The organism is Paenibacillus sp. LT-B23, assembly GCF_059417685.1.
On sequence record NZ_JBSQBM010000016.1, the window covers coordinates 1 to 25,177 of the forward strand.

The 25,177-nt window shown below is 52.4% G+C and carries 20 protein-coding genes and 1 pseudogene; 17 read left to right on the forward strand and 4 right to left on the reverse strand.

All coding sequences use genetic code 11. The annotated features are described in order from the left end of the window. Window positions 1–92: 92 nt before the first annotated feature. Window positions 93–224 (reverse strand): hypothetical protein, encoded by a 132-nt coding sequence (locus ACWXW9_RS19400; RefSeq protein WP_494930739.1) that lies wholly within the window; start codon window positions 222–224, stop codon window positions 93–95. A gap of 23 nt (window positions 225–247) precedes the next feature. Between ACWXW9_RS19400 and ACWXW9_RS19405 the strand changes: the two genes are divergently transcribed. Continuing rightward, entirely contained in the window at window positions 248–424 is a 177-nt protein-coding gene (locus tag ACWXW9_RS19405; protein ID WP_494930740.1) for a hypothetical protein, read from the forward strand. 5 nt (window positions 425–429) lie between these two features. On the opposite strand, the gene map is transcribed toward ACWXW9_RS19405, so the two are convergent. From map to ACWXW9_RS19420, 3 genes and pseudogenes are all read right to left on the reverse strand, one after another. Next, entirely contained in the window at window positions 430–1,176 is a 747-nt protein-coding gene (gene map / locus ACWXW9_RS19410; RefSeq protein WP_494930741.1) for a type I methionyl aminopeptidase, read from the reverse strand. A gap of 7 nt (window positions 1,177–1,183) precedes the next feature. Next, window positions 1,184–1,768, reverse strand: coding sequence for a TetR/AcrR family transcriptional regulator (locus ACWXW9_RS19415; RefSeq protein WP_494930742.1), 585 nt, complete (start codon window positions 1,766–1,768; stop codon window positions 1,184–1,186). A gap of 639 nt (window positions 1,769–2,407) precedes the next feature. After that, a pseudogene (locus tag ACWXW9_RS19420) lies at window positions 2,408–2,707 on the reverse strand (GNAT family N-acetyltransferase); the annotation flags it as partial. A 571-nt stretch (window positions 2,708–3,278) separates the two neighbouring features. On the opposite strand from ACWXW9_RS19420, the gene ACWXW9_RS19425 reads away from it, so the two are divergent. From ACWXW9_RS19425 to ACWXW9_RS19500, 16 genes are all read left to right on the forward strand, one after another. Beyond that, on the forward strand, window positions 3,279–7,304 hold the full coding sequence (locus ACWXW9_RS19425; protein ID WP_494930743.1) for a DUF5695 domain-containing protein: 4,026 nt from the start codon (window positions 3,279–3,281) through the stop codon (window positions 7,302–7,304). 118 nt (window positions 7,305–7,422) lie between these two features. After that, window positions 7,423–8,721, forward strand: coding sequence for an alpha-glucosidase/alpha-galactosidase (locus ACWXW9_RS19430; protein WP_494930744.1), 1,299 nt, complete (start codon window positions 7,423–7,425; stop codon window positions 8,719–8,721). A 13-nt stretch (window positions 8,722–8,734) separates the two neighbouring features. Further along, window positions 8,735–10,627 (forward strand): sensor histidine kinase, encoded by a 1,893-nt coding sequence (locus ACWXW9_RS19435; RefSeq protein ID WP_494930745.1) that lies wholly within the window; start codon window positions 8,735–8,737, stop codon window positions 10,625–10,627. A 17-nt stretch (window positions 10,628–10,644) separates the two neighbouring features. Continuing rightward, complete coding sequence (locus ACWXW9_RS19440; protein ID WP_494930746.1) at window positions 10,645–12,237, forward strand: helix-turn-helix domain-containing protein; 1,593 nt, start codon at window positions 10,645–10,647, stop codon at window positions 12,235–12,237. 123 nt (window positions 12,238–12,360) lie between these two features. Next, on the forward strand, window positions 12,361–13,716 hold the full coding sequence (locus tag ACWXW9_RS19445) for an ABC transporter substrate-binding protein (RefSeq protein WP_494930747.1): 1,356 nt from the start codon (window positions 12,361–12,363) through the stop codon (window positions 13,714–13,716). Between the two features lie 33 nt (window positions 13,717–13,749). After that, window positions 13,750–14,655, forward strand: a complete 906-nt coding sequence (locus tag ACWXW9_RS19450) for a carbohydrate ABC transporter permease (protein WP_494930748.1) — start codon at window positions 13,750–13,752, stop codon at window positions 14,653–14,655. Next, window positions 14,652–15,572, forward strand: coding sequence for a carbohydrate ABC transporter permease (locus ACWXW9_RS19455; protein ID WP_494930749.1), 921 nt, complete (start codon window positions 14,652–14,654; stop codon window positions 15,570–15,572). Before ACWXW9_RS19450 ends, ACWXW9_RS19455 begins: the two co-directional genes overlap by 4 nt. A 163-nt stretch (window positions 15,573–15,735) precedes the next feature. Continuing rightward, on the forward strand, window positions 15,736–16,842 hold the full coding sequence (locus ACWXW9_RS19460) for a M24 family metallopeptidase (RefSeq protein ID WP_494930841.1): 1,107 nt from the start codon (window positions 15,736–15,738) through the stop codon (window positions 16,840–16,842). 141 nt (window positions 16,843–16,983) lie between these two features. Then, window positions 16,984–18,501 (forward strand): Ig domain-containing protein, encoded by a 1,518-nt coding sequence (locus ACWXW9_RS19465; protein WP_494930750.1) that lies wholly within the window; start codon window positions 16,984–16,986, stop codon window positions 18,499–18,501. A gap of 85 nt (window positions 18,502–18,586) precedes the next feature. Then, window positions 18,587–19,795: an NAD(P)/FAD-dependent oxidoreductase gene (locus tag ACWXW9_RS19470; protein ID WP_494930751.1), complete on the forward strand. Its 1,209-nt coding sequence runs from the start codon at window positions 18,587–18,589 to the stop codon at window positions 19,793–19,795. Beyond that, on the forward strand, window positions 19,792–20,793 hold the full coding sequence (locus tag ACWXW9_RS19475) for a proline racemase family protein (protein WP_494930752.1): 1,002 nt from the start codon (window positions 19,792–19,794) through the stop codon (window positions 20,791–20,793). Before ACWXW9_RS19470 ends, ACWXW9_RS19475 begins: the two co-directional genes overlap by 4 nt. A gap of 154 nt (window positions 20,794–20,947) precedes the next feature. Then, entirely contained in the window at window positions 20,948–21,835 is an 888-nt protein-coding gene (locus tag ACWXW9_RS19480) for a dihydrodipicolinate synthase family protein (RefSeq protein WP_494930842.1), read from the forward strand. A gap of 15 nt (window positions 21,836–21,850) precedes the next feature. Beyond that, window positions 21,851–23,287: an aldehyde dehydrogenase family protein gene (locus tag ACWXW9_RS19485; RefSeq protein WP_494930753.1), complete on the forward strand. Its 1,437-nt coding sequence runs from the start codon at window positions 21,851–21,853 to the stop codon at window positions 23,285–23,287. Continuing rightward, window positions 23,280–23,591 (forward strand): (2Fe-2S)-binding protein, encoded by a 312-nt coding sequence (locus ACWXW9_RS19490; RefSeq protein WP_494930754.1) that lies wholly within the window; start codon window positions 23,280–23,282, stop codon window positions 23,589–23,591. Before ACWXW9_RS19485 ends, ACWXW9_RS19490 begins: the two co-directional genes overlap by 8 nt. Then, a complete protein-coding gene (locus ACWXW9_RS19495; protein WP_494930755.1) occupies window positions 23,588–23,923 on the forward strand; it encodes a (2Fe-2S)-binding protein in 336 nt (111 codons plus the stop codon). Before ACWXW9_RS19490 ends, ACWXW9_RS19495 begins: the two co-directional genes overlap by 4 nt. Beyond that, window positions 23,920–25,143, forward strand: coding sequence for an NAD(P)/FAD-dependent oxidoreductase (locus tag ACWXW9_RS19500; RefSeq protein ID WP_494930756.1), 1,224 nt, complete (start codon window positions 23,920–23,922; stop codon window positions 25,141–25,143). Before ACWXW9_RS19495 ends, ACWXW9_RS19500 begins: the two co-directional genes overlap by 4 nt. Window positions 25,144–25,177: the final 34 nt, after the last annotated feature.

Here is a 25,177-nt window from a genome sequence, read left to right on the forward strand (position 1 = left end):
CAGAATAACGCAATGGGACCGCAGTCGAAATAAAGGACAAAATTGCTCGATTAACGACACCTAGGGCTATCATGCAGGAGAACTGTATTGCATCATCTGGCCCGGTTATTGTCCGAGTCACTCGGCGTTTCCGATTTTGTTGCGCGGTTCATCTGAGATGAATTCGTCGTATTGGCATGTGATCGCGCCCAGGCGAGCAGCTTCATCACGATCCTTGTGGACACGCTGACCGCGAACCTGCTTCGGCTTGAAGACGGGAACGAGATATCGATTACTCGATCACCGAAATATCGGAGCCAGCTTTTATCCGCAAAATGGCTTTGAGCTCTATGAGAGGGCGGATGAACGCATGTATCGGATAAAGAAAGATGCTATGCCGAATACGAAAAAAAAGAAGTCGACCATCTCGTTGGTCGGCCTCTAATTATTCTATTGAGCAGTCAGGATTTGTGGACCTTCAGCCGTGATGGCGATCGTATGCTCGTATTGGGCGGCGAGCTTGCGGTCCAGCGTCCGCGCGGTCCAGCCATCCGGATCGATTGTCATGTAGTAGGTGCCTTCGGTGATCATGGGCTCGATCGTGAACACCATACCTTCCTTGATGCGGAGGCCTTTTCCGGGCTTGCCGACATGCATATAAGTCGGCTCCTCGTGCAGGTCCCGGCCGATGCCATGGGCGAGAAGGTCGCGCACGACGCCGAAGCCGTGCGATTCCGCATGCTGCTGAATCGCGCTCGTCACGTCGCCGAGCCGATTGCCGGGCTGCGCCTGCGCGATGCCGAGGTCAAGGCATTCCTTCGTGACGCGCATCAGCTTCTCGGCCGTCGGCGAGATCTTCCCGACCGCATAGCTCCAGGCCGAATCGCCGAGCCAGCCGTCGAGCTCCGCAACCGTGTCGATCGTCACGATATCGCCTTCCTCAAGTGGCTTATCGCTAGGAAAGCCATGCGCGATCACGTCGTTGACGGAGGCACAGGTCGCATATTGATAGCCCTTGTAGCCCTTCTCGTATGGCTTGGCGCCATGCTTCAAAATCATGTCTTCGAATATGCGCTCAATCTCGTTCGTCGTGATGCCCGGTTTGATGAGCGGGGCGATTGTACGATGGCATTCGGCCACCACTTGGCATGCCTTGCGGATGGCCTCGATTTCATGCTTGCTTTTTAAGATGACCATGTTCGTATCAGGACTCCTTCGTAATAGCTTGCATAGCGAGTTGAGCGATTCGATCGACGTCTAGGTCGGAATTGCCCGCATAATAGTGCAGCCCGCAGCAGCCGACCAGCACGGCAAGCATATGGTCGACGCTGTCGTCTTCGCACTGGGCGATCGATTGGAGTGGAACGTACAGCCGTTCCATGAATCGTCTCTTGGCGGGGAATCGATCCTTCTCAGGCAAGCCTGTATAATGTTCCGCCGCCATTTTGTAGACGAGATATGTGCGGGTGTCCGACTGCCACAGCCGGAGCAGCGCCTTGCAATACGTCAACAGCTGCCTGTCATCCGGGCGGCCGCCGCTGATGTTCGCCCATTCTGCCAGGACTTGCTCGCATCGCTCGAAGCCGCTGCCCAATACATCTTCTATTAATAAATGCCGGTTGGGGTAATAATGGTATACCGTGCCGTAACCGAGCCCGGCCTCGCGGGCGACGTCGCGAATATCAAAGCTGCCGCCCGTGAGAAAGTAGGCGCGCGAGGCGGCGTCCAGGATCTGTTCTCTGCGCTGCATGCGGATGAGCTCATTTTGTTCTTTGGTACGGGGGGACATGGGTGCGTGAACCTCCTTTTATAGACCTGCAAATTTGTCTATGTAAATATAGTAACGCATGGGGCGGGGATATGCAAATTATCTGTTGGCGAAAGAAAATAAAGTTAATTAATTGAAATAAAGTTCTTTAGTGAACTGAACAAAGCCAGACCTCCATGCAGGTAGTTTCGGAGGCGGCAGCGATAAAGTGGCTGTCGTTTTCTCAACTAACGGGCAGATTAACTTAATAAATACATTGATACCGCAAACGAAAAAGAGGAGTAGATTTCCTTAAAGCATCTACTCCATACTTTTACGGTTATTGTTAAATTGTTGGTTCTTTTGCAGGAGTAATACCCTTATCCGCAATCTCTGAGATTATTCGTCCAACAATTCAAGAACTATAAAAATAGAAAAATCATGTGATGTGTTGATACTGCCCTAAAAAATAGATTTTGGGGCAGTATTTATATTTGTAGGGTTTACATGCCTCTTGCTATTGCTATGGGATAGACGTGGTGGTCTGGAAATTTTCGAAGTTCAGTTACAGTTAGTAGAGCTTTTTTATTGTCTACAAAATGGGGCTTGACCAATACAAAGCATGTCGTTGGAATCAGCCCAGTCGATAGATGCTTTTAGCGGATTTTCTACCATACCCTATCCCAAAAATTCTTTACATACGCAGCCTCCAAATTCTACTTTATGAGCGAATCTATTTAAATAAATACCTTCGCATCTTGAAAACCCCATGATTCGATCACCCACTACAGCAACTAAAAAAAATTTCTCAGTTTCACGGTGTCCGTTTGTATAATCTGTTCAAACCCTGGCATATCTAAAAATGCCTCCCCTTGCTCTCTATCTAAATTCCTGTCTCTCCATCATCTGTAATCTTAATTCAGATCAATCTGTCGTAGCTTTGTTGATTGCCGACCTAACGGTATAATGCAGACCATTCACATAAAATTCTCACTAGTTTATGACCATGATTTACTCCATTCCTTTTGAGTTGATGTGTCCAACTTGTTCTATTCTTTAGTATACTTTTATAATGAAAAAAGGAGCAGGAGGGGCAACCTTTTTGCTCCTTTTTCTTTACAAATCTAGAAGGCTGCAAGCCTTCTTGCCGCTTGGCACTTGTAGTCCCCCTGCCGCCCCAATTCCCTAAAAAGGGCGATGACTTTACGGTGGTCGGTCAGCGGAGCGGGCAGAATTGTTCTGAAGAAGCGAAGCGTTCGCCTTTGTAACGGGATTTTAACCTTAACAGGTGTTATATAAATAAAAAAATTCCGTTACAACAGCGATCGGAAGAACAATCTGCACGCGTAGCGAGCTCCCCCACCGTAACTCCTCCCCCATTCAGGTTGAAATTATATATAAATCGGTTGAAAATGTTGATTTTACCAATGGACAAGGATTTGTACAATGGAGTTGTAACGCTTACATTGCCGAGGAGGTTGCGATGAAATGAAAAGAATTCAGGCGATTGGCAGGCAAATCAGGACCCCAAGATCCAAAAGGAGGCGTGTTGATGAAATTTAAAGGAATATTGGCAGCATTTTTGTTTTTAACCGCGGCGTCTGTACTATTTGGGACGCATACGGCGGAGGCCTATGAACTATCCAATGACAAGCTGACGATTCAGACAGGTGAGCATGGTGAAATTTCATCCATCCGTATCAAGGGAGATGCTTTCCCAACAGAGTACGTGATGAACGCAACGGTAACACCCGAGCAGAATACCGCAGATCATCAATGGCTCGGTGAACTGATGTTCACGTACCGATTGGACGAAGGCAGCTGGACCAAGGCATGGACGAACAAGTCAGCAGATGCACGCAAAATCACGACCAGTGGCAACCGCGTCACCGTCACGTATGAAAACTCAAGCAACGCAGAAGGCATTCGCAATTTCAAAGTCATCGAAACGTATTCAGCGGAGTCGAACGGTTCGGTGTTGTGGAATATACAGGTACAGAACACAAGTGGCAAAAAGTTGGAGATTGGCGATTTTGGCCTGCCTTTGCCATTCAATGAGCAGTGGACGAACGGTGATGCGATTTACGAGACCAGAGTCGTAACGCATTCTTTTGTCGGCAACAACAGCTCCTATATTACGGCTGGACGTCCCAGCGGCATTGGTTCTTCGCTGCTGCTGATTCCTGATTCCACGACAGGTGCGGGTTTTGAGTATCAGGATCACTGGCGGGATGAGGAGCATCCGGGCAGCAAATGGGCCTGGAACCCGGCGAATGAAGGCAAATGGCTGGAGGGACTGAATGTATTCTATATTCACTCCAATGTGATTAAGTCCACCAACCGTGGATATTTGCCCAACACAAGCCTGATCCTGAATCCCGGTCAAAGCCGCAACTATGGCTTCAAGTTTCTGGCGGTGAAGGACGAGCATGATGTGAAAGATACGTTGTATCAAGAAAACCTGGTGGATACAACGGTTGTACCGGGGATGATCGTGCCTACGAATCAGAAGGCGAAAGTGGATCTGCGCACCAAGCAGGCGATCAGCAAGGTGACCTATCCAGACGGAACCGTCATTCCGCAGACGGACAGCAAGACTGGAGGGCACCACATCTATGAACTGAAATTCACCAAGTTGGGTCCAAACTTCATCACAGTGGAGTATGGAAACGGCAACAAGACTGTTTTACAGTTCTATGCCATCGAGCCGATTGATTTAGCATTGCAACGGCACGCTACGTTTATGGTAGACAAAACCCAGTGGAATGTACCGGGTGATCTGCGCGACAAAGTCTTTGACGATTGGATGATGCATACCAAATCCAAGCGTAACATTTTCAACGGATACTGGGGCTGGGGGGATGATTGGGGTCTGACCCACGGACAGTTCTTAGCTGAGAAAAACACACTTTCTCCGGTTGCCAAAGAGGTGCGAGCGGTAGACGATTATCTGGAGACGGCGATCTGGACGAATCTGATGAACGGTCATCATGAGGATTATTTGATTCATGATTTCCTGATGCCGGAGCCGAACGATACACCAACCTATCGGGGGTACGCTTACCCGCATGTGTATAACACGTATTTCAGCATGTACAAGATTGCGAAGGAATACCCGGATCTTGTTACTTACAAGCAGCCGAAGGAAACGTATTTGCTGCGGGCGTATAACATTTTCAAAGCATTGTATGAAGGGCCAGTCGCGTACAACTGGGAAACGGGCTTGATGGGCGAACTGACCACACCGGATATTATTCAGGCACTTCATGATGAAGGCTATGACGATGAGGCGAACGATCTCAAGGAAAAAATGGATCGCAAATATAACAATTTTAAAAACACAAAATATCCTTACGGCTCCGAATACAGCTACGATAATACAGGGGAAGAGGCTGTATATACGTTAGCCAAGCAGAATATAGATACAGAAGGCGAGCAAAGTAAAGCGCTGGAAATGATGAGTAAAATCAATGCCAAAACCCGCGCAGCACGCGGACATATGCCAGTATGGTACTACTATACTGATCCGGTGACGATTACCGGGGAGAACTGGTTTAACTTCCAGTACACGACTTCGCTTGCGGGATATGCGATGGACGACTGGATACGGCACCATGAGGACAATCACCGCGAGGAACAACAGCGTCTGTCCTATGCAGCTAAAATCGCCAATGTGGGGGCGATTAACTCCGGGCAAATCAGCTCAGACCCTGACAACATCGGGGCAGTCGCATGGACGTATCAGGCGGAAAAAGGCAATAACGGAACGAACGGCACCGGAGGCGGTAAAAATGTTCCGCTCTTTAACGGCTGGCGCGGTATGAGCGGCGAGGCGGATCTTGGACTGTTCGGTGCACTCAAAACGCTAAGTGCCGACATTGCAGTGGACCCGATCTTCGGATTGACAGGCTACGGTGCAGAGGTAAGCAAAAGCGGCAACGTGTATACGATTAAGCCGCTGGATGGCCTGTTCAAGCGGGTCAATCTGATCACGGAAAAGCTGTATATTGAGCTGGAAAAGGATCAATACACAGAAGCCAAGCTGGCAACATCCAAGGATTATGTATGGCTCCAACTGAAAAATCAGACACCTGGTCAAGCACATTCTACTTACGTTACGTTCGACGGATTGAAGAAAGGAACGTATCTGGTTAAGGTGGGCGGACAATCGCAAGGCAAATTTAATGCGTATGCACCTACCAACAAGCTGAAATTGGACATTGGCACAGCCTCTTCCTACACGGTGGAGCTGACACCAACGACGCCTGATCCGAACAAGGCACCAGTTGTAGACGCTGGTAAAGCTTCCAAGGTGAAGCTGCCGGATCAGATCATTCTGAAAGGCACGGCGACGGATGATGGACTTCCACAAGGCAAGGTTACGAGCGAGTGGAGTCTGGTCGAAGGGCCACAAGGTGCGAAGGTTACGTTCAGCAGCAAAACATCGCTGCGTACGAAGGTGGACGTTTCCGAGCCGGGTACGTATGTGTTCAAGCTGACATCCAGCGACTCGCTGTTATCGGCTGAGGCCAGAGTAAGCGTGACCGTAGAACCGGCGGCTCCGTTACTTGAACAGCTTGCGTTGTATAAGTTTGACGAAACCAGCGGTTCAGTCGCTACGGATTCGTCGGACAGTCGCAATGATGCTGTCGTGAAGGGCACGGCTGCATGGGCAGCGGGGAAAAAAGGCAATGCCGTCAGCCTGAATGGCAAGGACAGCTACGTGCAGCTCCCGGCGGGCATCGTGAGCCGGGCACAGCAATTGACCGTATCCGGTTGGGTCAAGGCGAACAGCCTGAGCGATTATGTACGGATTTTTGACTTCGGCTCCGGGACGAATGAATATATGTTCCTGACGCCCAAAGCTGGAAATACGATGCTGTTTGCGATTACCAACCAGGGCAACGGGCAGGGACAGGAACAGACGATTGAGGCTCCTGTGCTGCCGACAGGGGTGTGGAAACACGTTGCGGTCACGCTCTCAGGCTCCACAGGTATTTTATACGTGGATGGAAAAGAAGTGGGACGCAATACCAGCCTGACGTTGAATCCTTCCAGTCTGGGTCAAACCAAAAACAATTTTATCGGCAAGTCTCAGTACCCTGACCCATATTTCGACGGTCTGGTGGATGAATTCCGCATCTACAGCCGGGCTCTGAATGCTTCCGAGGTGGCAGGTCTGGCCTCAGGTACAGCACAGAGCCTGACGGGAGCCGAGAAAATCACGGCTTTAAAAGAAGTAAATGTGACCACTCGTGCGGGTGAAAAACCCGAATTGCCAAGCGTAGTGGAAGCAACGTATGGAGAAGACTCCACTAAATGGGTAGCTGTAGAGTGGGAAAATATTGATCCTGCACAATATGCTACTCCGGGTTCATTTGAATTAAAGGGCAATGTAGAAGGAACAGAATTGAAGGCGATTGCCAAGGTGACTGTGATCGAGGCGGGGGCCCCCCTCAACTCTGGGACTCCGGAAACGCCGACAAATCCGGTTAACCCGGTAACACCCGAAACACCTACTCCTGTCAGCTCTGCTAAATCAGCAGGGGGATTACGATCTGGAGGAAACATTGAATAGCTCTTGTTAAATAACCTTTCCCACCTTCACTTTCTTCCTGCAAAGGGGAGAGTGGCGGTGGGTATCCTTGCATTTGGAGTACAAAGCTGCGAATACGAATGTGAATGGGGGAAAAGGCATGAGCAAGATTACATTTCTGGGCGCAGGCAGCACGGTATTTGCCAAAAATGTGCTTGGCGATTGTATGCTGACACCTGCTTTGCAGGGCTTTGAGCTGGCGTTGTTCGATATTGATCCTGGAAGGCTAAAGGATTCGGAAAATATTTTATCCAATTTGAAAAAAACAACAGGGAGCACCTGTGTGATCCGCTCCTACACCGACCGTAAGGAAGCGCTGCGTGGAGCTGCCTATGTGGTAAATGCCATTCAGGTTGGCGGCTATGATCCGTGTACGATTACGGATTTTGAAATTCCCAAAACATATGGTCTGCGCCAAACGATTGCCGATACGGTCGGGATTGGCGGTATTTTCCGCAACTTACGAACGATTCCGGTGATGCTCGATTTTGCGGCAGATGTGTGCGAGGTATGTCCGGATGCATGGTTTTTCAACTACACTAACCCGATGGCTGTGCTGACGAATGTGATGAACGTACATGGCGGTGTCCGTACGGTGGGGCTGTGTCATAGCGTGCAGGCGTGTATACCGGAGCTGTTCAAAAGCCTCGGGCTGGAGCAGGAAGGCGTGAAGGCGAAAATCGCAGGCATCAATCATATGGCGTGGCTGCTCGAAGTGAGCAAAGACGGCGAGGATTTATATCCCGAGATTAAAAAACGGGCTGCCGCCAAGCAGCGGGAAAAGCATAACGACATGGTACGCTTTGAGATGATGCTGAAATTCGGTTATTACATTACAGAATCATCCGAGCATAATGCGGAGTATCATCCGTATTTTATCAAGCGGGCTTACCCTGAGCTAATCGAACGCTTTAATATTCCTTTGGATGAGTATCCGCGCCGTTGCGTGAGCCAGATTGAACGATGGGAAACGATGCGCGGGGAGCTTTTGAGCAATCAGGATCTTCGCCATGAAAGGTCGAATGAATATGCTTCGTATATTTTGGAGGCGATCGAAACGGATCGGCCTTTTACCATTGGCGGCAACGTGATGAATACAGGTTTAATTACCAATCTGCCGAAGGAAGCCTGTGTGGAGGTGCCTTGTCTTGTGAATCGTAACGGGGTTACGCCGACTTATGTCGGAGATTTACCGCCCCAATGTGCTGCGTTGAACCGGACGAATATTAATACACAGCTATTGACGATTGAAGCTGCGATCACCGGGAAAAAAGAGCATATTTATCATGCCGCACTGCTGGACCCGCACACATCAGCCGAGCTGTCTATGGATGAGATTGTTTCTCTGTGTGATGACCTGATTGCGGCGCACGGAGAGTGGCTTCCAGCCTATGTGTAAGGGAGGCAGATGAATGGGAGGCCGTGGTCGTCAAAAGTTTACCGGGATTCCTACGATCCGTGGGAAATTCATTGTACTTACGCTGGTGCTTACCGTCATTCCGATGATGGTGCTGACCTTTACCTTTTACCGGATCGCGGCCCATTCACTTGGTGAGAAGTCGGAAGCGCTGGCTATGCAGTCCCGGCAAATGAGTGAAAATTACGTCAATGCTACGCTCTCTGATTTGAACGATCTGACCAATGCCATTCTCGGCAATCCCGATGTGCAGGCCACGCTGGAGAACAAGCCGGAAGATGATTATGAATACTTACGGAACGATGAAACGCTCAGCATGGTCGTTCGGGCGCAGACCCAGACCAAGCCTTATATTACGTCTTTTCTCATATATGCCGCCAATGGCGGGCCCAAGCATTCACTGTATCAAGGGAATGTTTCGGTCCGCTTTGGCGGCCTTCCTACATTAGAGGAAGCACGTGTTTACTATCGTCGCTTGCTCGCGGATCAGCCCATGATGTGGATGGCCCATTCACCGTTCGAATCGGGACGAGGGATGGCGGATGATCGTCTATACGTCGGGAAGCTGCTTCGAAAAACGACCGGAGACTATGCACCGCTTGGATTTTTGCTGCTGGAAATTGACAAGGCCAGCCTGTTTCGGGGGCTTGCCTTTCATGAAACGGACGGCAATACCCAGATGTGGGTGCTGGATCAGGAGGGCGAGCCTGTATACCGTTTGCCGGAGCAGGCGGTTGCGGACAAGCTACTACTGCATCAGATTGCCAAATCCGCTGTAGACAAACCGATGCTTACGAAGGACTGGAGAACATGGAACGGTCGTCAGACCATGATTTCCTACGGACCGTTGAATGAAGGACAATGGACGCTGCTGCAAAAGGTCGATCAATCCGTGCTGTTCGAGGATGCGCGGCAGATTGGGGCCTGGACGATCTGGACTTTTTTAATTGCACTGTTATCGGGCTGGGTACTGTCTTATCGGCTGAGTGACACCATTCGTCGTCCGCTGCTTCAGTTGAGCCGATTAATGGCTGTGGACGGCAGTACGAGCGCTGGTATCGGAACTGAGGACGTAACTACAAATTCAGGCTCAAGTCCAAGGTCAATCGCAAGTCCTGCCACAGGCTCAGCCAAAGATTCGGAGGCCCACGCCCCTGCTTTTTTCAATCCCAAGGATGAAGTGGGGCAGATCGGGGAGCGTTTTCTTCATATGATGCAAAAAAATCATGAGCTGTACGGACAAGTCTATGAAGCATTACTGTCGCGCAAGCAGGCAGAATTTCGTGCACTTCAGGCGCAGATTAATCCTCATTTTCTGTACAACACGCTGGAGTCGCTCAAGGGAATGGCGCTGGCAAATGGGCAACGGGATATGGCAGAGGTGATCGGGGCTTTTGGTAGATGCTTTCGCATCTCGCTAAGCTATGGCCGGGAGCAGATTAGCTTGGGGCAGGAAGTCGAGCATGTGAGCGCCTATGTGAAGGTGCAGCAGTTCAGATTTCGGGATTCGTTCGAGTGGATTTGCGAGGTGGAGGAAGATATTTGCGGGTTTTACGTCCCCAAGCTTATACTCCAGCCGCTCGTTGAAAATGCCATTTACCACGGCTTAAAAGGGCGTACCGACCGTGGCTACATCATGCTGTCCGGTACAAGGGAAGGCGATGCGTTGCGATTAACGGTCAGTGACGATGGAGGCGGTATCGGAGCCGAGCGGCTGGACGATATTCGGAAGTCGCTGGATGCCGGGCGGGAAAGTGCCATTGGCTTTGGGCTACGTAATGTACATGAGCGTCTTCGTCATTATGGCCCACAATATGGACTGTCCGTGACCAGTGAGCCGGGCCTGTACACCTCGGTTACCTTGCTGGCACCAATTCGAACCGAATAAGGAAGGGAGAGGATGGCATGTACCGGCTGCTGATTGTGGACGACGAATATCATATTCGGGAAGGACTGAAGCTGATGGTGGCGGAAAGCGGCCTGCCTGTGGAAGTCAGTGATGTGGCGGGTGACGGTGAAACGGCACTACGTTTGTATGCGGAGCGGCGACCGGACATGATTTTACTGGATATTAATTTGCCGGATATGAGCGGACTGGACATTGCAAAAATTATTCGGGAAAAGGATCAGCGTACACCTTTGCTATTCCTGACCGGGTACGAATCTGTGACGTACATTCGTCAGGCGGTTTCGCTTCAAGCGGTCGATTATTTGCTCAAGCCTGTGACCAGCGGGGATTTTGAAGCAGCCCTGCGACGGGCCGAAGACCGTATTGTGCAGTTGAAAAGGAGCGAGGAGGAAGTCATTCACCGCCATCGTTCATCGGAGCCGCTGTACAGGGAGCATCTGCTGCTGGATCTGCTACAGCAGCGGCGTCCCGCGGCCGAGGTCATCCGGGAGATGGACGGGCTGGAGTTTTCCGGCGAGACATCCGGGCCTCCCTATACCGTGCTGTGCTGCGAGCTGGAAGAGCCGCAGCAGCAGGAAGCGGCCGCCACGAGCGAGCTGCACGGCTGCAAGGAGGGAAGCAGCAATGTATTCGCCGGACTGGCTTGGGAAGCTGCGGCAGCAGCCGGGGCGAAGGCACACGGAGCGGCGGTTTCCCGCGATCGGCGTGTCGTGCTGCTGGCAGCAGCATCTTGCAGGGCGGCGGAGCGGACAGCACAGCATATCCGGCAGGCGGTGCAGGAACGGTTGAACCGGACCGTTTCCATCGGGATTAGCCGGCCTGTAGGGCGGATGGAGCAGCTACCCGAAGCGTATGAGGAAGCTGTACGGGCGGCGGAGCATCGGGGCTGGGTCGGCTCTAGCCAGATCATCCCCTATGAGAGCATTCAGACGGCTGAGCTGAACAGCAGTCATTTGCTGGAGAAGGAGCTGCTCATGATCACGGAAATTCGGGCTGGAAATGATGCCGCCGTACATGCGATTTTACAGGAATGGTCGGGACAATTAGCAGGTCTGCCCGTCAAGCAGGTAAAAATGATCGTCACTCAGCTTGTTCTGTTCGTGATGCGGATCGTCCAAAGCGATGCGTCCGTAGGCCAAACGTCCATGCAGGAGCAGGACCCGTTGCTGGAGCTGTCCCGATTGCGACACGGACCCGAGATGATCGACTATGTATCCCGCTATTTTGTTCGGGTGGGTCGCCATATCCGCGAATCGCGCGAGAAGGGTATTCCGCGCAAATTTCAACGGGCCAAGGAGTGGATTCGGGAGCATCTTCAGGAGGATGGCGGTCTGAACAGCCTTGCGGCTTACATGAATATGAGTCCCAAATATTTGAGCGCCCGTTTCAAGCAGGTTACGGGAGAAAGCTTTGCCGACTACCAGACGCGTGTCCGCTTTGAACGTGCCCGCGAGCTGCTGCTGGACCCGAATCGGAAGGTTGCTGATGTGGCGGAGCTTGTGGGCTTTGCGGATACGAACTATTTTAGCATTGCCTTTAAAAAGCATACCGGACTGACCCCGACAGAGTTTCGTAAAACATTTTTGTAAACGCGCTGTTAAAAAAATCATACCAAAACAAAGAGAGTCTGGAGTCGTTGGGTAGTCGGCTCTGGGCTCTCGGCGCATAATAGGCTTGTAAGGAGAATCCAGTTCAGGAAGGGGCCGATTGATTTGCTGAAACGAAGGTTACGGACATGGATGGCTCTTGTGATGACGGCGATGTTGACAGGGCTGACGGCTTGCAGCGGTAACACTGGTGAACCGGTCAACCCCAATGCGGTCGAACTCAAGTTCATGTACTGGGGGAGCAATGACGAGAAGCAGGCAATGGAAAAAATGATCCAAAGCTTTAATGCATCCCACCCGGATATTCGAGTGAAGGGCGAGCATGTCCCCGGTGATTACACGACGAAAATTAACACGTTAATGGCCGCCAATCAGCTTCCTGATATCGCCTACCTCGGCGATTCGCTCACCATGAAATGGGCAAGTGAAGGCAGACTCCTGGATTTATCCTCCTATTATGATGAATATCCCGAATTAAAAAACAAGCTTAAATCCTCCTATCTCTACAGCGAGCCCGGCAAGTCTATCGGCAACTACACCGCCATGGAAGTGATGCAGTTATTTTACAATAAAGAGCTATTTACAGAAGCAGGCGTACCCGTTCCTCCGGCTGATCCTAAAAAGGCCTGGACATGGGATGAATTTCTGGCAATCGCCAAAAAGCTGACCAAGGATCAGAACGGCAGGCATCCCGGTGACAGTGGCTTTGATCCGAAAAATATTGTGCAATACGGCTTTGCCTTCGGCAACGACCGCAGCTCCTGGGGACCGCTTCTGGCGAGCAACGGCGGAGCTTTGACCGACCAAACGGGCAAGAAGTACACACTGAATAGCCCCGAGTCGGTGGAGGTATTTCAGAAGCTGCAGGATCTGGTTTTCAAAGAGCATGTATCTCCCGATTTGATCCAGCAGCAGGACATGCCATCCAATACGATCCGGCTTCAGACGAGAAAGGTCGCCATGGTGGTGGACGGAACCTGGTCGCTTCTTGATTTTTCGAACAACAAGCAACTGCAATGGAGTATCGGCGTTCTACCGAAGCTCAAAGAGCCCAAAACGATGATCGTTGCGGGGGCCACTGTCATTTTCCAGAGCACCAAGCATCCAAAGGAAGCACTCGAATTTTATTTGTATCATAACAATCCCGAAAAGGTGGACTTGTTCAAATCCGGTCTGTGGATGCCTATCGAGGAAAAATATTATACCGATAAGCAAGCCATCCAATCATGGACAAATAATGCTGCACATCCGCCGGAATTTCAACAGGCAGGCATCGAGTATGCCAGAGATTATGCAATCAAGCCGTCAACCTCTACCCTTCGCAATTGGCCTGATATCGGTTCCAAGCTGACCCCGGGGCTGGACCTGATCTGGACGAATAAAAAGACGCCGCAGCAGGCGCTGGATGAGCTGGAGCCCATCATTCAGCCATTGCTTCAAGGAGTATACCCAGATGAATAATCCGACAGGACAGCAGCGAAAGGAGAACGGCCCATGAAGCGACAAAAATCAGGAATGATGCGCATGGAGCGTAACTGGGGTCTGCTATTCGCGCTTCCTGCCATCCTGGGATTATTGATATTTACAATTGGACCGATCACGGCCTCGTTCGTATTCAGCCTGACCGACTGGACCATTGGCGGACAGATGACCTTTATTGGCCTGGATAATTACCGGACGATTCTGACGGAGGATTCTACCTTTTCCCAATCCATGTTCGTGACCACATATTACGCGCTGGGCAGCGTGCCTCTCGGGTTGGTGGCGGCGTTTATCATTGCGCTGCTATTAAATCAAAAAGTGAAGGGCCTGTCGGTGTTCCGCACGATTTATTATTTGCCCACCATTGTGCCGAGTATTGCGAACACCATGCTGTGGCTGTGGATGTTTAACCCCGATTTTGGCTTGCTGAATTCACTGCTGGAGCATGCCGGACTCCCGGGAAGCAAATGGATTTACGACGAGAGCACGGCGATCCCCTCTCTGATTATGATGAGCACCTGGGGGATCGGGAACACGGTCATTATCTTTTTGGCAGGGCTTCAGTCGGTTCCCACCCATCTGTATGAAGCGGCTGAGGTGGATGGCGGCCATATGTGGCACAAATTTATTCATATTACGATTCCTTCGATGACACCGACGATTTTCTTCAATCTGGTCATGTCTTTGATCAGTACCTTTCAGGCATTCAATCAGGCGTATGTCATGACGAAGGGGGGCCCTAACAATTCGACCCTGTTCTATGTATTCTACTTGTGGCGTACGGCCTTTACGGAGACAAAAATCGGCTATGCGTCGGCGCTGGCCTGGATCTTATTTTTCGTCATTATGGTGCTGACCGTCCTGATTTTCTCCACGTCCAAAAAGTGGGTTCACTATGAAGGAGGGGAACGTTCATGAATCAAGCCGCTTCTTCTGTAAACGATTCACCAACACCTAAACAACCACAGCCTGAACGCTCCCGTAGTCCTGCTATCGCCACCCGTGCCAAGCCGCTCAAAATCAGTCGTGTTCTGCTATACGTCGTTTTGATTATGGGCAGTATCTTAATGCTGTTGCCATTTGTATGGCTCATTCGCAGCTCTCTGATGGGGACATCGCAAATTTTCGTGTTCCCGCCAGAGTGGATACCGTCTCCTTTTCAATGGAGCAATTACCCGGAAGCGCTGACCTCTGTGCCGTTCGGCAGGTATTTTATGAATACGTTCATGATTGAGGTATGTGTGCTGGCAGGAGTGATGCTAACCTCGATTGTATCGGCGTTTACCTTTGCCCGTCTGCGCTGGCCCGGACGTAATCTGATTTTTTCCCTGCTGATCGGGTCGATGATGCTGCCTTACGCGGTGACGCTGATTCCAACCTTCGTTATGTGGCGTGAGCTGGGTGGGCTGAATACGTTCCTGCCGCTGATTGTTCCCGCATGGTTTGGCGGCGGAGCGTTTAACATCTTTTTGATGCGACAATTCATGCTGACCATTCCACGGGATCTGGACGAAGCGGCATATATGGACGGGGGCACACCTCTGACCGTACTATGGCGCGTCATTATTCCATTGTCTTCACCCGCGTTGATCGTGATCGGGATATTTACTTTTATTGATGTGTGGAATGACTTCCTAGGCCCGATTATTTATTTGAGTGATGAAAAGCATTTTACGCTGGCGCTGGGCTTGGCGACCTTCCGGGGGCTGAACAACACAAACTGGCCTTATCTGATGGCGGCTTCCAGTACGATTTTGGCTCCCATTGTCCTGATTTTCTTTATCGGACAACGCTATTTTATTGAAGGCATCACGTTAACAGGCATCAAAGGCTAAAAGGAAACAACAAGGACTCGAGTGATGGAGCATATTTAGAGGCATATTTCTTGAAAGGAAATACGGATGGGAGGCAGTACGAGTGAAAGAGGAAAGCATTCAAAATGCGGAAGTATCAGGAAACCAAGTTACGCAAAAGGCAGATCAGGAGGCGGCTGTGGCTTTGGAAAAGCAAATCGGTTCGGCAAAGCGGGTACAGGGTGTTCCGGGCAGATTGGCCCGATTGCGGTCGGAGTTTTCGGCGCTAGGTATAGATGCGCTGCTCATTACACACGGACCCAATCGGCGCTATATGACAGGGTTTACTGGCTCGGCAGGGATCGTGCTTATTGCGGAGGAAGATGCTTTTCTGTTGACGGATTTCCGCTATATGATGCAGGCAACGGATCAGGCACCGGAATATTCGGTCATTCGGCATGAGGCACAAATTTTCCAGACGGTGGCTGATCTGACAGACAAACTGGGCGTTCACAGGCTGGGATTGGAGAGCCGCCATGTCTCACTCCAGCAGTCGAGTCAGCTTCAAGCCGTGCTGGGTTCGCTGGAATATGTGCAAACGGAGGATGTGATTGAACGACTGCGTGATGTAAAGGACGATGAGGAAGTTCGCACGATCAGCGAAGCGGCGCGTATCACCGATGCCGCTTTTGCGGAGGTGCTGAATTACATTCAGCCAGGCGTTACAGAGCGGCGGATTGCGGCGGAGCTGGAATATCGGCTGCGGCTGGCTGGCGCGGAATCGGGCGGTTTTGCATTTATTGTCGCTTCGGGTGAGCGTTCAGCGCTGCCGCACGGACTGGCCAGTGACAAGGAAATTGGTCAGAACGAGTTCGTCACGATGGATTTTGGCGCAAATGTGCGCGGCTATCTGTCCGATATCACGCGTACGGTTTTCGTCGGCAAACCGTCAGAACGCCATGAGGAACTATATGCCATTGTGCTGGAAGCGAATATGAAGACGATTGCAGGACTTCGCCCCGGAATAAGCGGCAGTGAGGGGGACAGTCTGGGGCGGGATGTGATTGCCTCATACGGCTATGGAGAACATTTTGGTCACGGGCTGGGCCACGGCTTTGGTCTGGAGATTCATGAGCAGGTACGCCTGTCCCGCGAAAGTAAGTCGGTGCTCGTACCGGGCCATGTTATTACCGTGGAACCGGGCATTTATATCCCCGGCTTCGGCGGGGTTCGGATCGAGGATGATGTGCTGATCACGGAAGATGGTGTAAAGGTACTGACCTCCTCGCCGAAGGAGCTGCTTTTATTGTAAAAAAGCAACTGTAATAAGAAGAATTCGATAGAACGAACTCGTATAATTCACACGAAAACGGAGTAGGTGGAATGGTGCTGTACAAGCGACAGCGGCCGCTTTGCCAGTCACCTAAAAACGATATGGAGGGATTGCATGAACATGCAAAAAAGACGCACGAAAATATGGCTGACCGCGCTGGCGGCTTCTCTTATCGTTGCTTTGACCCCAGCCATTCCGGGTCAACAGGCTTATGCCGAGGCGGAATCGGATGCAAAAGTAATCGACATCTTTAGCCGGACGGTGAACGATTACGGCATAGACCTGGTTGATTGGCAAGGGTATCTTGCGAACCCGTATGTGAAGCTAAAAGTAAAGCCGCCTGCCAATGCTGCTTATCCTGTGACGGTTACGCTGAATGCGCAGGGCACATCCCGGCTGATGATGGATTTGCCAAGTACATTGTCGGCGCAAGGCGCAAGCAAAACCTTGACCTTTGATAACGCGCAGGAGGAAAAAGAATTCCGACTAGCCATCCATCCCGACCGGATCGGAGGAAATGGCGAAATAGAGCATTATAAGCTTTCTATGTCCATTGCCGGACATGATGGGCAGACGAAGGTCCAGTCTATTCCAATACGGGTGTTGGATCAGGACGACAATGAAGAGCCGAAAGTACCCATACATTTTGACTATCGCTTCGATACGATTATGCCCTATTTCAATGATGCTTCTACCAGAAAGGCCGCAGAGCTGGCGGTGAAGGACTGGTTCTATTTCTTTGATCTGGATTCCTTCGACGAGGTTCCTGCCAATGCGGAGGTAAACCATCTGCCGGGAGACGACTGGCAAAATGAGATACAGGTGACGAATGATAAGCCCTATAAGGGCATGTGGGTGTTTATGAGAGGTCTGAACGGACCTTATTCTACAGGCTTTCCGGCAGACAACGGCAATTATCATACACGCAATGGTGTGACCGTGCCGGGGAACTTAAACCGTTCCTACAGTTTGATTCTGGATTTCTATGATGATGCGACTCCGTTCACATCTGTAGACGATGAGGAATGGTATCAATCCGATCTCTCCAAGGTGACAGATGTACACGGACTGATCATGCATGAATTCGGCCATGCGATTGTGTTCAGCGACACGTTCCCGGGTGTCAAGGCGCTGAAGGAGGCCGCAGGCAATGACCCGGATATTATGGCCTATCAACACAGAGCGGCCGCGTTGGACGACAGCTATCATCTCTCCGGGGAGCTTGCAGAGGTTGACAGACTGAGCGGACAAAACGGTGGCTGGCGTCATATGTTCCCGACCCGGCGCTGGATGAACACGAAGCTTTCGCTGCTGGTAGCGGAAAAAGCTGGCTGGCCGCTGCGTAAGGATCTGACTCCTTTCCTCGCGCCGGAAATCGTTACGAAGGAACTGCCTGAACCCGTCAAAGGAAAGACCTACACCGCCAAGCTGGAGGCAAAAGGAGGCGTACCGTTTTACGATTGGACTGTGACAGGCGGCGAACTGCCCACAGGCTTGAAGCTGGATCGCTTCACAGGAACGATCAGCGGGACAGCAGACAGCGGAGCAGAGAAGAAGACATATACGTTCACCGTACAGTTACGGGATTATGACGAGCTGAGCAAGCCTGTGGCCCAAAGCTTTAAGCTCAAGCTGTAACTGACAATAATCCAGTAGCAACTTCATGATTTTGGATTTTATTATGATGTACTCGGGCTTGAGTGGTCGGAGGGAGGGGAAATGAATGAAACACGGTGCAGCGGATCTGGTCGTTGTAGGCGGCGGGATCATCGGTGCTGCCATCGCTTATTATGCAGCAAAATCCGGTTTGAAGGTTGTGCTGGCTGAGCGAGGGGAGATTGCTGGAGGCACTTCGTCCCGTTGTGATGGAAATATTTTAGCCATCGATAAGGAGCCGGGATTTGACAGCCGAATGTCGCTGGTATCGCAGGAGCTGGTGGCTGAGCTGGCCAGAGAACTGGAGGATGAGTTCGAGTACCGTGCGCCGGGCAGTATTTTGGTCTGTGAAAATGATCAGGAGATGCAGGCGGCAGAGCAGTGGGTGGCCCGTCAGCAGCAGGAGGGACTTCCGTTTCGCATGCTGGATCAGCAGGATCTACAGGAGGAATGGCCGCATTTGGCTAAAGATTTGCCGGGCGGGCTGGAATGTGCGACAGATTCAACCGTGAATCCGGTGCTGATGACATATGCACTGGCCGGGGCTGCACGCCGGATGGGAGCCAGATTACTGCCGCGTACGCCGGTACAGTCCGTCCTCAAGGACGAAGGGGGGAACGTCCGGGGTGTGGAAACGCCTCATGGTGTTATCCATGCTGGAGCGGTGGTGCTGGCGGCAGGCGTGTGGACACGCAGCATCGGTCAATCACTCGGTCTTCACCTTCCGATTAAGCCGCGCAAAGGACATATTCTGGTGTCTGCCCGGATGCCCTCGATCGGGAACCGCAAGGTGATGGAGTTCGGGTATCTGATGAGCAAGTTTGGCGGGCAGCGGAATGTGGATGAGATGTATGAAAAATATGGTGTAGCACTGGTATTCGAGCCGACCGCATCACAAAATATCCTGATCGGCAGTAGCCGTCAGTTTGTCGGTATGGATACAGGTGTGGATCAGCAGGTGATCCGGTTAATCGCCCGCAGAGCGATTCGCTTTTTTCCAGACTTGGCAAACGTACCACTGATGAGGGCATATACAGGATTGCGGCCATGGACGCCTGATCACTTGCCGATTGTATCGGCGGTGGACGAAATACCGGGGCTGTTTATCGCGTCGGGTCATGAAGGAGACGGTATTAGCCTCGCGGCAGTTACGGGGAAGCTGGTGACCGAAATGGTACGCGGCGAATCGACTTGCATTCCGGTAGAACCCTTGCGGTATGACCGATTTGGGGAGGCTTTTAGCAGCAATCAGCTTCATGGGGAGGTAACCGGATGAGTGTACCAGGCAAAATCACTACGATTGATACCCACACGGGAGGAAATCCAACGCGGACAGTCATTCACGGTGCGCCCAAGCTGGTGGGTCATACGATGCTGGAAAAGATGACGTATATGGCAAAGCATCATGATGATTTTCGTCGTCTGCTGATGTTCGAGCCGCGTGGGCATGAGGTCATGTCGGGTTGCATTTTAACAGAACCCTGCCATCCGGATGCCGATATCGGTGTGGTCTTCGTGGAGACAGGCGGCTATTTACCGATGTGCGGCCACGATACGATTGGCGTATGCACAGCGCTGATGGAAGGCGGATTGATTGCTGCGGACAAAAAAAAGATTTTGCTGGATACCCCGGCAGGCCCGGTTCAGGTGCTGCTGGATGTAGACGAGGGAAAAGTACGACAGGTGACGTTCACGAACATTCCTTCTTTTGTTTACCGTCAGGAGGTAGAGGTGGATGTAGAGGGCATCGGTCAAGTCACGCTGGATATTGCGTATGGAGGTAACTTTTACGGCATTATCGAGGCTGCTTCCATCGGTCTTGGGCTGGAGCAAAGCAATGGGGCAGAGATTGTACGAACGGCGGTGCGGATTCGGGAGGCGGTGAATGCTGTGGTTGAGGTGGTCCATCCTGAAAATCCGGTCATCCGGGGAATGACGCATATTGAATTTTACGGGGAACCCGTGGCTCTACAGGCAGATTGCCGCAATGTCGTCGTCATTCCGCCGGGCGGTATCGACCGTTCCCCTTGTGGCACAGGAACCTCAGCCAAGGTAGCGGTGCTGCATGCCAAGGGAAAGCTGGGCTCGCATGAGACGTTTGTGCATGAAAGCATCACTGGCTCCATGTTCCGGGCTGAAATTGTGGGGGAAACACAGGTAGGCTCTTATCCGGCAGTGATTCCCCAAATTACCGGATCGGCTTGGGTGACGGGGCATCATCAATTTGTGCTGGATCCGGAAGACCCGCTGAGAGAAGGATTTTTACTGATGTGAGCATTTTTCATCAATCCAAAGAGCGGCTTTCCATCAGCAATAAATAGATCGGAATGATTCTATCCATCTATATATTGTACCCGCAAGCGACTGGAATCGAATGATGCAAAATGCTGAATATCAAAATAAAGATTGGGAAAGGGTTGGTGAGCATATGGCACGTTTTGAAGGTGTATATGTGGCGTTGGTTACACCGTTCACGGCAGAGCTGGAGGTCGATCACAAGCGTCTGACCGAGCTGTGCGAGCATCTGATTGCGAACGGCATTAGCGGACTGGTTCCTACGGGATCACTGGGAGAATATGCAGCTTTGTCCGCGGAGGAACGGTCTCAGGTTGTGCATACGGTAATTGACGCTGCGGCGGGGCGCGTCCCGGTCGTTGTCGGTTCGGCGGCTCCATCCACCAAGCAGGCGGTGCAATGGGTACAGCATGCAAAGGATGCCGGAGCAGCCGGTGTCATGGCGCTGCCGCCCATTAATTACAATCCGCTGCCTCATGAGGTAACGGCCCACTATGAAGCATTGTCGGAGGTAGGCTTGCCCATTATCGCATACAATAATCCCCATGATTACAAGGTCGATTTGACCCCGGATATCCTTGCAGACTTGTCACGCATTGAAAATATCGTAGCAGTCAAGGAATTCTCAGGTGATGTACGACGTATTCACGCTATTTTGGATCAGACCGAGCTGGAGGTCATGGTCGGAGTGGATAATCTGGCTATGGAGGGGGCGTTGTTCGGCGCGACAGGCTGGATTTCGGGGGTACCTAATGCGTTGCCCAAGGAAGGGGTAGAGCTGTTCCAGCTTGCACAGGCGGGAAATATGGCTGAAGCTTCCGCTTTGTATCGCAGGCTGCTACCGCTTTTCCGCTATGATGCCAGCCCGCAACTCGTACAGTCCATCAAGTACATGATGGAGCTGGCTGGATTTCCGGTCGGCCCGACACGTCCGCCCAGACTTGCGTTGCCGCAGGTGGATTATGACCGCATTCGCGAAGCTTTTGAGGTGGCGGTTCGTCCGAGCGGGGTTTCATCCTGAATGGAGGTGAAGACGATGGAGAGCCGAAATTGGATCGGCGGTGAGTGGCTGAGTCCTTCAGGTGAAGAAATGGTCGTTCGCAATCCTTCCGTGCTGAAAGAGGAGGTGGGTATCGTCCATTTTTCAGATACGGGCGATATTACACAGGCTGGGGAGGCTGCACGGCTTGCACAGGCGGGATGGTCGGCATTAAGTCCGGCAGCGCGGGGAGCTTATTTATTCAAAGCAGCCGGGTTGCTGGAAGCGAGTCTGCCCGAATTGGCTGAGCTGGCCAGCCGTGAAATGGGAAAGCCGATTACCGAGATGCGCGGAGAGGTCATGCGAGGTGTCCATCTGCTCCGATACTACGCGGCAGAGGGCGTTCGTTCCATCGGTACGGTTATCCCTTCGAATGAGCCGGGAGTGCTCCAGTACACGAAGCGCATTCCGCTGGGCGTAACGGCTGTCATTACGCCGTGGAATTTTCCGGTAGCCATTCCGCTCTGGAAAATCGCTCCTGCACTGCTGTGTGGAAACACGGTCATCTGGAAGCCTGCCGAACATGCGTCATTAACTGCGGTACGGGTGGCAGAACTGTTCGAGGCTGTACAGCTTCCACCGGGGGTATTGAACCTTGTCGTCGGGCAGGGCAGCCGCATAGGTGATGTCCTGCTGGAGCATCCGGCATTGGATGCGGTCAGCTTCACGGGTTCTACCACTACAGGTTTGGGCATTGCCGAGCGATGCGCGCGCCGTAACATCAAGTACCAGACCGAGATGGGCGGTAAAAATGCCGCTATTGTGCTAAAGGATGCAGATATAGCGCAGGCGGTGGCGATGATTGCCAGCGGAGCTTTCCGATCAGCCGGGCAAAAATGTACGGCAACCAGCCGGGTGATCGTGGAACGGTCTGTCTATGAAACGTTTACGGAAGCCTTGCGCCAAGCGGTGGAAAAAATCCAGATCGCCCCGGCGCTGGACCCCGGCGCGTATCTCGGACCTGTGGCATCCGCAGGTCAGTACGAGAAGGTCATGTCCTATGTCGCGCTGGCCCGCCGGGAAGCAGATATTTTGGCCGAGGGCGGAGCCGCCGCCGGGACGGATAACGGGTATTATGTGCGTCCGCTGGTGGCAGCCGGGCTGGATTCATCACATCCGCTGATTCAGGAGGAGATTTTCGGACCCGTGATCGGTGTCGTGCAGGCGGACGACTTCGAGGATGCGATTCGACTGTGCAATGATTCTATTTACGGGTTGAGCGCTTCGCTATTCACCCGCGATTTGCGGCTCGCTCATCGGTTTCTGGATGAAGCGGACGCCGGAATGGTACGGGTTAATCAGGAAACGGCTGGTGTCGAATATCAGGCCCCGTTCGGCGGTTTGAAGCGATCCAGCTCACATACCCGGGAACAGGGGCAGGCGGCGCTGGATTTTTATTCAGCCATTAAAACCTGCGCGATCAGTTATGAATAAGCGGGCGGCGGGCCAGAGTGAGACGGTTGGTGCGTCAGGTCATTTGCTCGTATGTCGCTGCGAAGAAGTGAGTATGGCGCAGTTGGAGCAGGCTTGCCGTATGGGAGTGGATACGGTGCGCCAGCTTAAAATGGCTACGCGAGTCACGATGGGGGCATGTCAGGGCAGGGTATGCAGACAATTGGTCGAGTCGTGGTTTTACAATCAGTATCCTGCTGCTCGCCGCGAGGCGGAACTGTTATCGCAAAGACCCCCGGTGCGTCCCGTGACGTTCGGTCAGTTGGCAGAGGGAGGTTCCCTATGAATCGTGCGCGTATTGTGAGCCATCCTATTTTGGGGCAGAAGCCGGAGCGGCGACAGGTGCCTTTCGTTTTCGACGGTCGTCCTATGCAGGGCTTGGCTGGAGAGCCGCTCGCAGCAGCGCTACTGGCAAGCGGTGTCCGTTTGCTGAGAAGGCATGAGGAATCCGGCACAGCCAGAGGTATATATTGCGCCATTGGGCACTGTAACGAATGCCGCCTGACGGTTCATCCGCTCGGTACCGTCCGTTCCTGTCTGACCAAGCTGGAGGAAGGTATGGTAGTGGAAACCGGGCGTCAGCTTTCCAATGAAATCACAGGGAGAATTGTGACATGAATAAAATGGCGCATCTCATCGTCATTGGCGCGGGTCCCGCCGGATTGTCCGCAGCGGCATCGGCCGCTGAGCAAGGGTTGCCAGTCACCGTGCTGGATGAATTTACGGAGCCGGGTGGACGTATGCCCGGACAGTATCATGAGGAAGGCAGCAAAGGCTGGTGGGTCGGAAAACACGTATCGGATGAGCTGATTACCCGTTGCGTGGAGCTTGGGGTGGATATCCGCTGCGGCGTATCTGTGCACGGCATGGAATATACGAAAACATGGGAAATTTCCACCTCCTGTGGATTGTTCACTGCCGATTATGTATTGCTGGCGACCGGGGCCGCCGAAATTCCCGTTCCGGTGGACGGCTGGACGCTGCCGGGCGTAATGTCCATCGGGGCCGCGCAGGTGATGACCAACGTTCATTATGTCAAGCCGGGAGAACGCGGCATCATTGTAGGCATGAACGTACTGTCCATGGCGATTGCCCGAGAGCTGTCCGTCGCCGGGGTGAAGGTGGCGGCGATTACACTGCCATGCGCCAATCCGCTGGCTGGTGCGGCGGCAGATCCGACAGCCTCCGCCAAGCTGCTGCTACAGCTGTCGGGGCTGGCTCCCGCCGCCTGGATGCGTGCAGGCGGCAGGCTGGCAGCAGTGATGCGGATGGAGGGCCTCATCGCACGCTGCTATCCCCACAGAGGTTTCCGTCTGTGGGATATCCCGATCCGTTTGCGGACGGCAGTGCTGTCCGTCAACGGGCAGGACCGGGTCGAGTCCGTAACCCTGGTCCACGTTAAACCGGACGGCTCGCTTATTCCTGGCAGCGAGCGCGTCGAACCCGCCGACTTCGTGGCGCTGAGCGGCGGATTGTATCCGCTCGCCGAGCTGGCGGCGGTAGCCGGGTGCAAATTCGTGTACAGCCCCGAACTGGGCGGGCATGTTCCACTGCATGGTGAGCGAATGGAAACCTCGCTCACGGGGCTGTACGTTGCCGGAAATATTACCGGCATCGAAAGCGGGCTGGTCGCCATGGCCCAAGGGCGATTAGCCGCCGCCTCAATTATTCATGCCGCTGGCCTCAGCGGAGCCGACGGGGAACAGCGGGTACAGGAGGCGATCCGTGAGGTCCATTTTACACGAAAAAACGCTCTGATCCAGTTTCATCCCGGCATTACAGAGGCGAGAACGCAGTTGTACCAGCAGTGGGGGCAAACCACTGGCAGCGGCGTGTGATGGCTGGTTGTACTGGAAATGTACATTCTTTTTA

Bases quoted from the DNA above. Each gene is read 5' to 3' on its own strand.
- map (WP_494930741.1), bottom strand. From the start codon at position 1,176: ATGGTCATCTTAAAAAGCAAGCATGAAATCGAGGCCATCCGCAAGGCA.
- ACWXW9_RS19415 (WP_494930742.1), bottom strand. From the start codon at position 1,768: ATGTCCCCCCGTACCAAAGAACAAAATGAGCTCATCCGCATGCAGCGC.
- ACWXW9_RS19425 (WP_494930743.1), top strand. From the start codon at position 3,279: ATGAAATTTAAAGGAATATTGGCAGCATTTTTGTTTTTAACCGCGGCG.
- ACWXW9_RS19430 (WP_494930744.1), top strand. From the start codon at position 7,423: ATGAGCAAGATTACATTTCTGGGCGCAGGCAGCACGGTATTTGCCAAA.
- ACWXW9_RS19435 (WP_494930745.1), top strand. From the start codon at position 8,735: ATGGGAGGCCGTGGTCGTCAAAAGTTTACCGGGATTCCTACGATCCGT.
- ACWXW9_RS19440 (WP_494930746.1), top strand. From the start codon at position 10,645: ATGTACCGGCTGCTGATTGTGGACGACGAATATCATATTCGGGAAGGA.
- ACWXW9_RS19450 (WP_494930748.1), top strand. From the start codon at position 13,750: ATGAAGCGACAAAAATCAGGAATGATGCGCATGGAGCGTAACTGGGGT.
- ACWXW9_RS19455 (WP_494930749.1), top strand. From the start codon at position 14,652: ATGAATCAAGCCGCTTCTTCTGTAAACGATTCACCAACACCTAAACAA.
- ACWXW9_RS19465 (WP_494930750.1), top strand. From the start codon at position 16,984: ATGCAAAAAAGACGCACGAAAATATGGCTGACCGCGCTGGCGGCTTCT.
- ACWXW9_RS19470 (WP_494930751.1), top strand. From the start codon at position 18,587: ATGAAACACGGTGCAGCGGATCTGGTCGTTGTAGGCGGCGGGATCATC.
- ACWXW9_RS19475 (WP_494930752.1), top strand. From the start codon at position 19,792: ATGAGTGTACCAGGCAAAATCACTACGATTGATACCCACACGGGAGGA.
- ACWXW9_RS19480 (WP_494930842.1), top strand. From the start codon at position 20,948: ATGGCACGTTTTGAAGGTGTATATGTGGCGTTGGTTACACCGTTCACG.
- ACWXW9_RS19485 (WP_494930753.1), top strand. From the start codon at position 21,851: ATGGAGAGCCGAAATTGGATCGGCGGTGAGTGGCTGAGTCCTTCAGGT.
- ACWXW9_RS19490 (WP_494930754.1), top strand. From the start codon at position 23,280: ATGAATAAGCGGGCGGCGGGCCAGAGTGAGACGGTTGGTGCGTCAGGT.
- ACWXW9_RS19495 (WP_494930755.1), top strand. From the start codon at position 23,588: ATGAATCGTGCGCGTATTGTGAGCCATCCTATTTTGGGGCAGAAGCCG.
- ACWXW9_RS19500 (WP_494930756.1), top strand. From the start codon at position 23,920: ATGAATAAAATGGCGCATCTCATCGTCATTGGCGCGGGTCCCGCCGGA.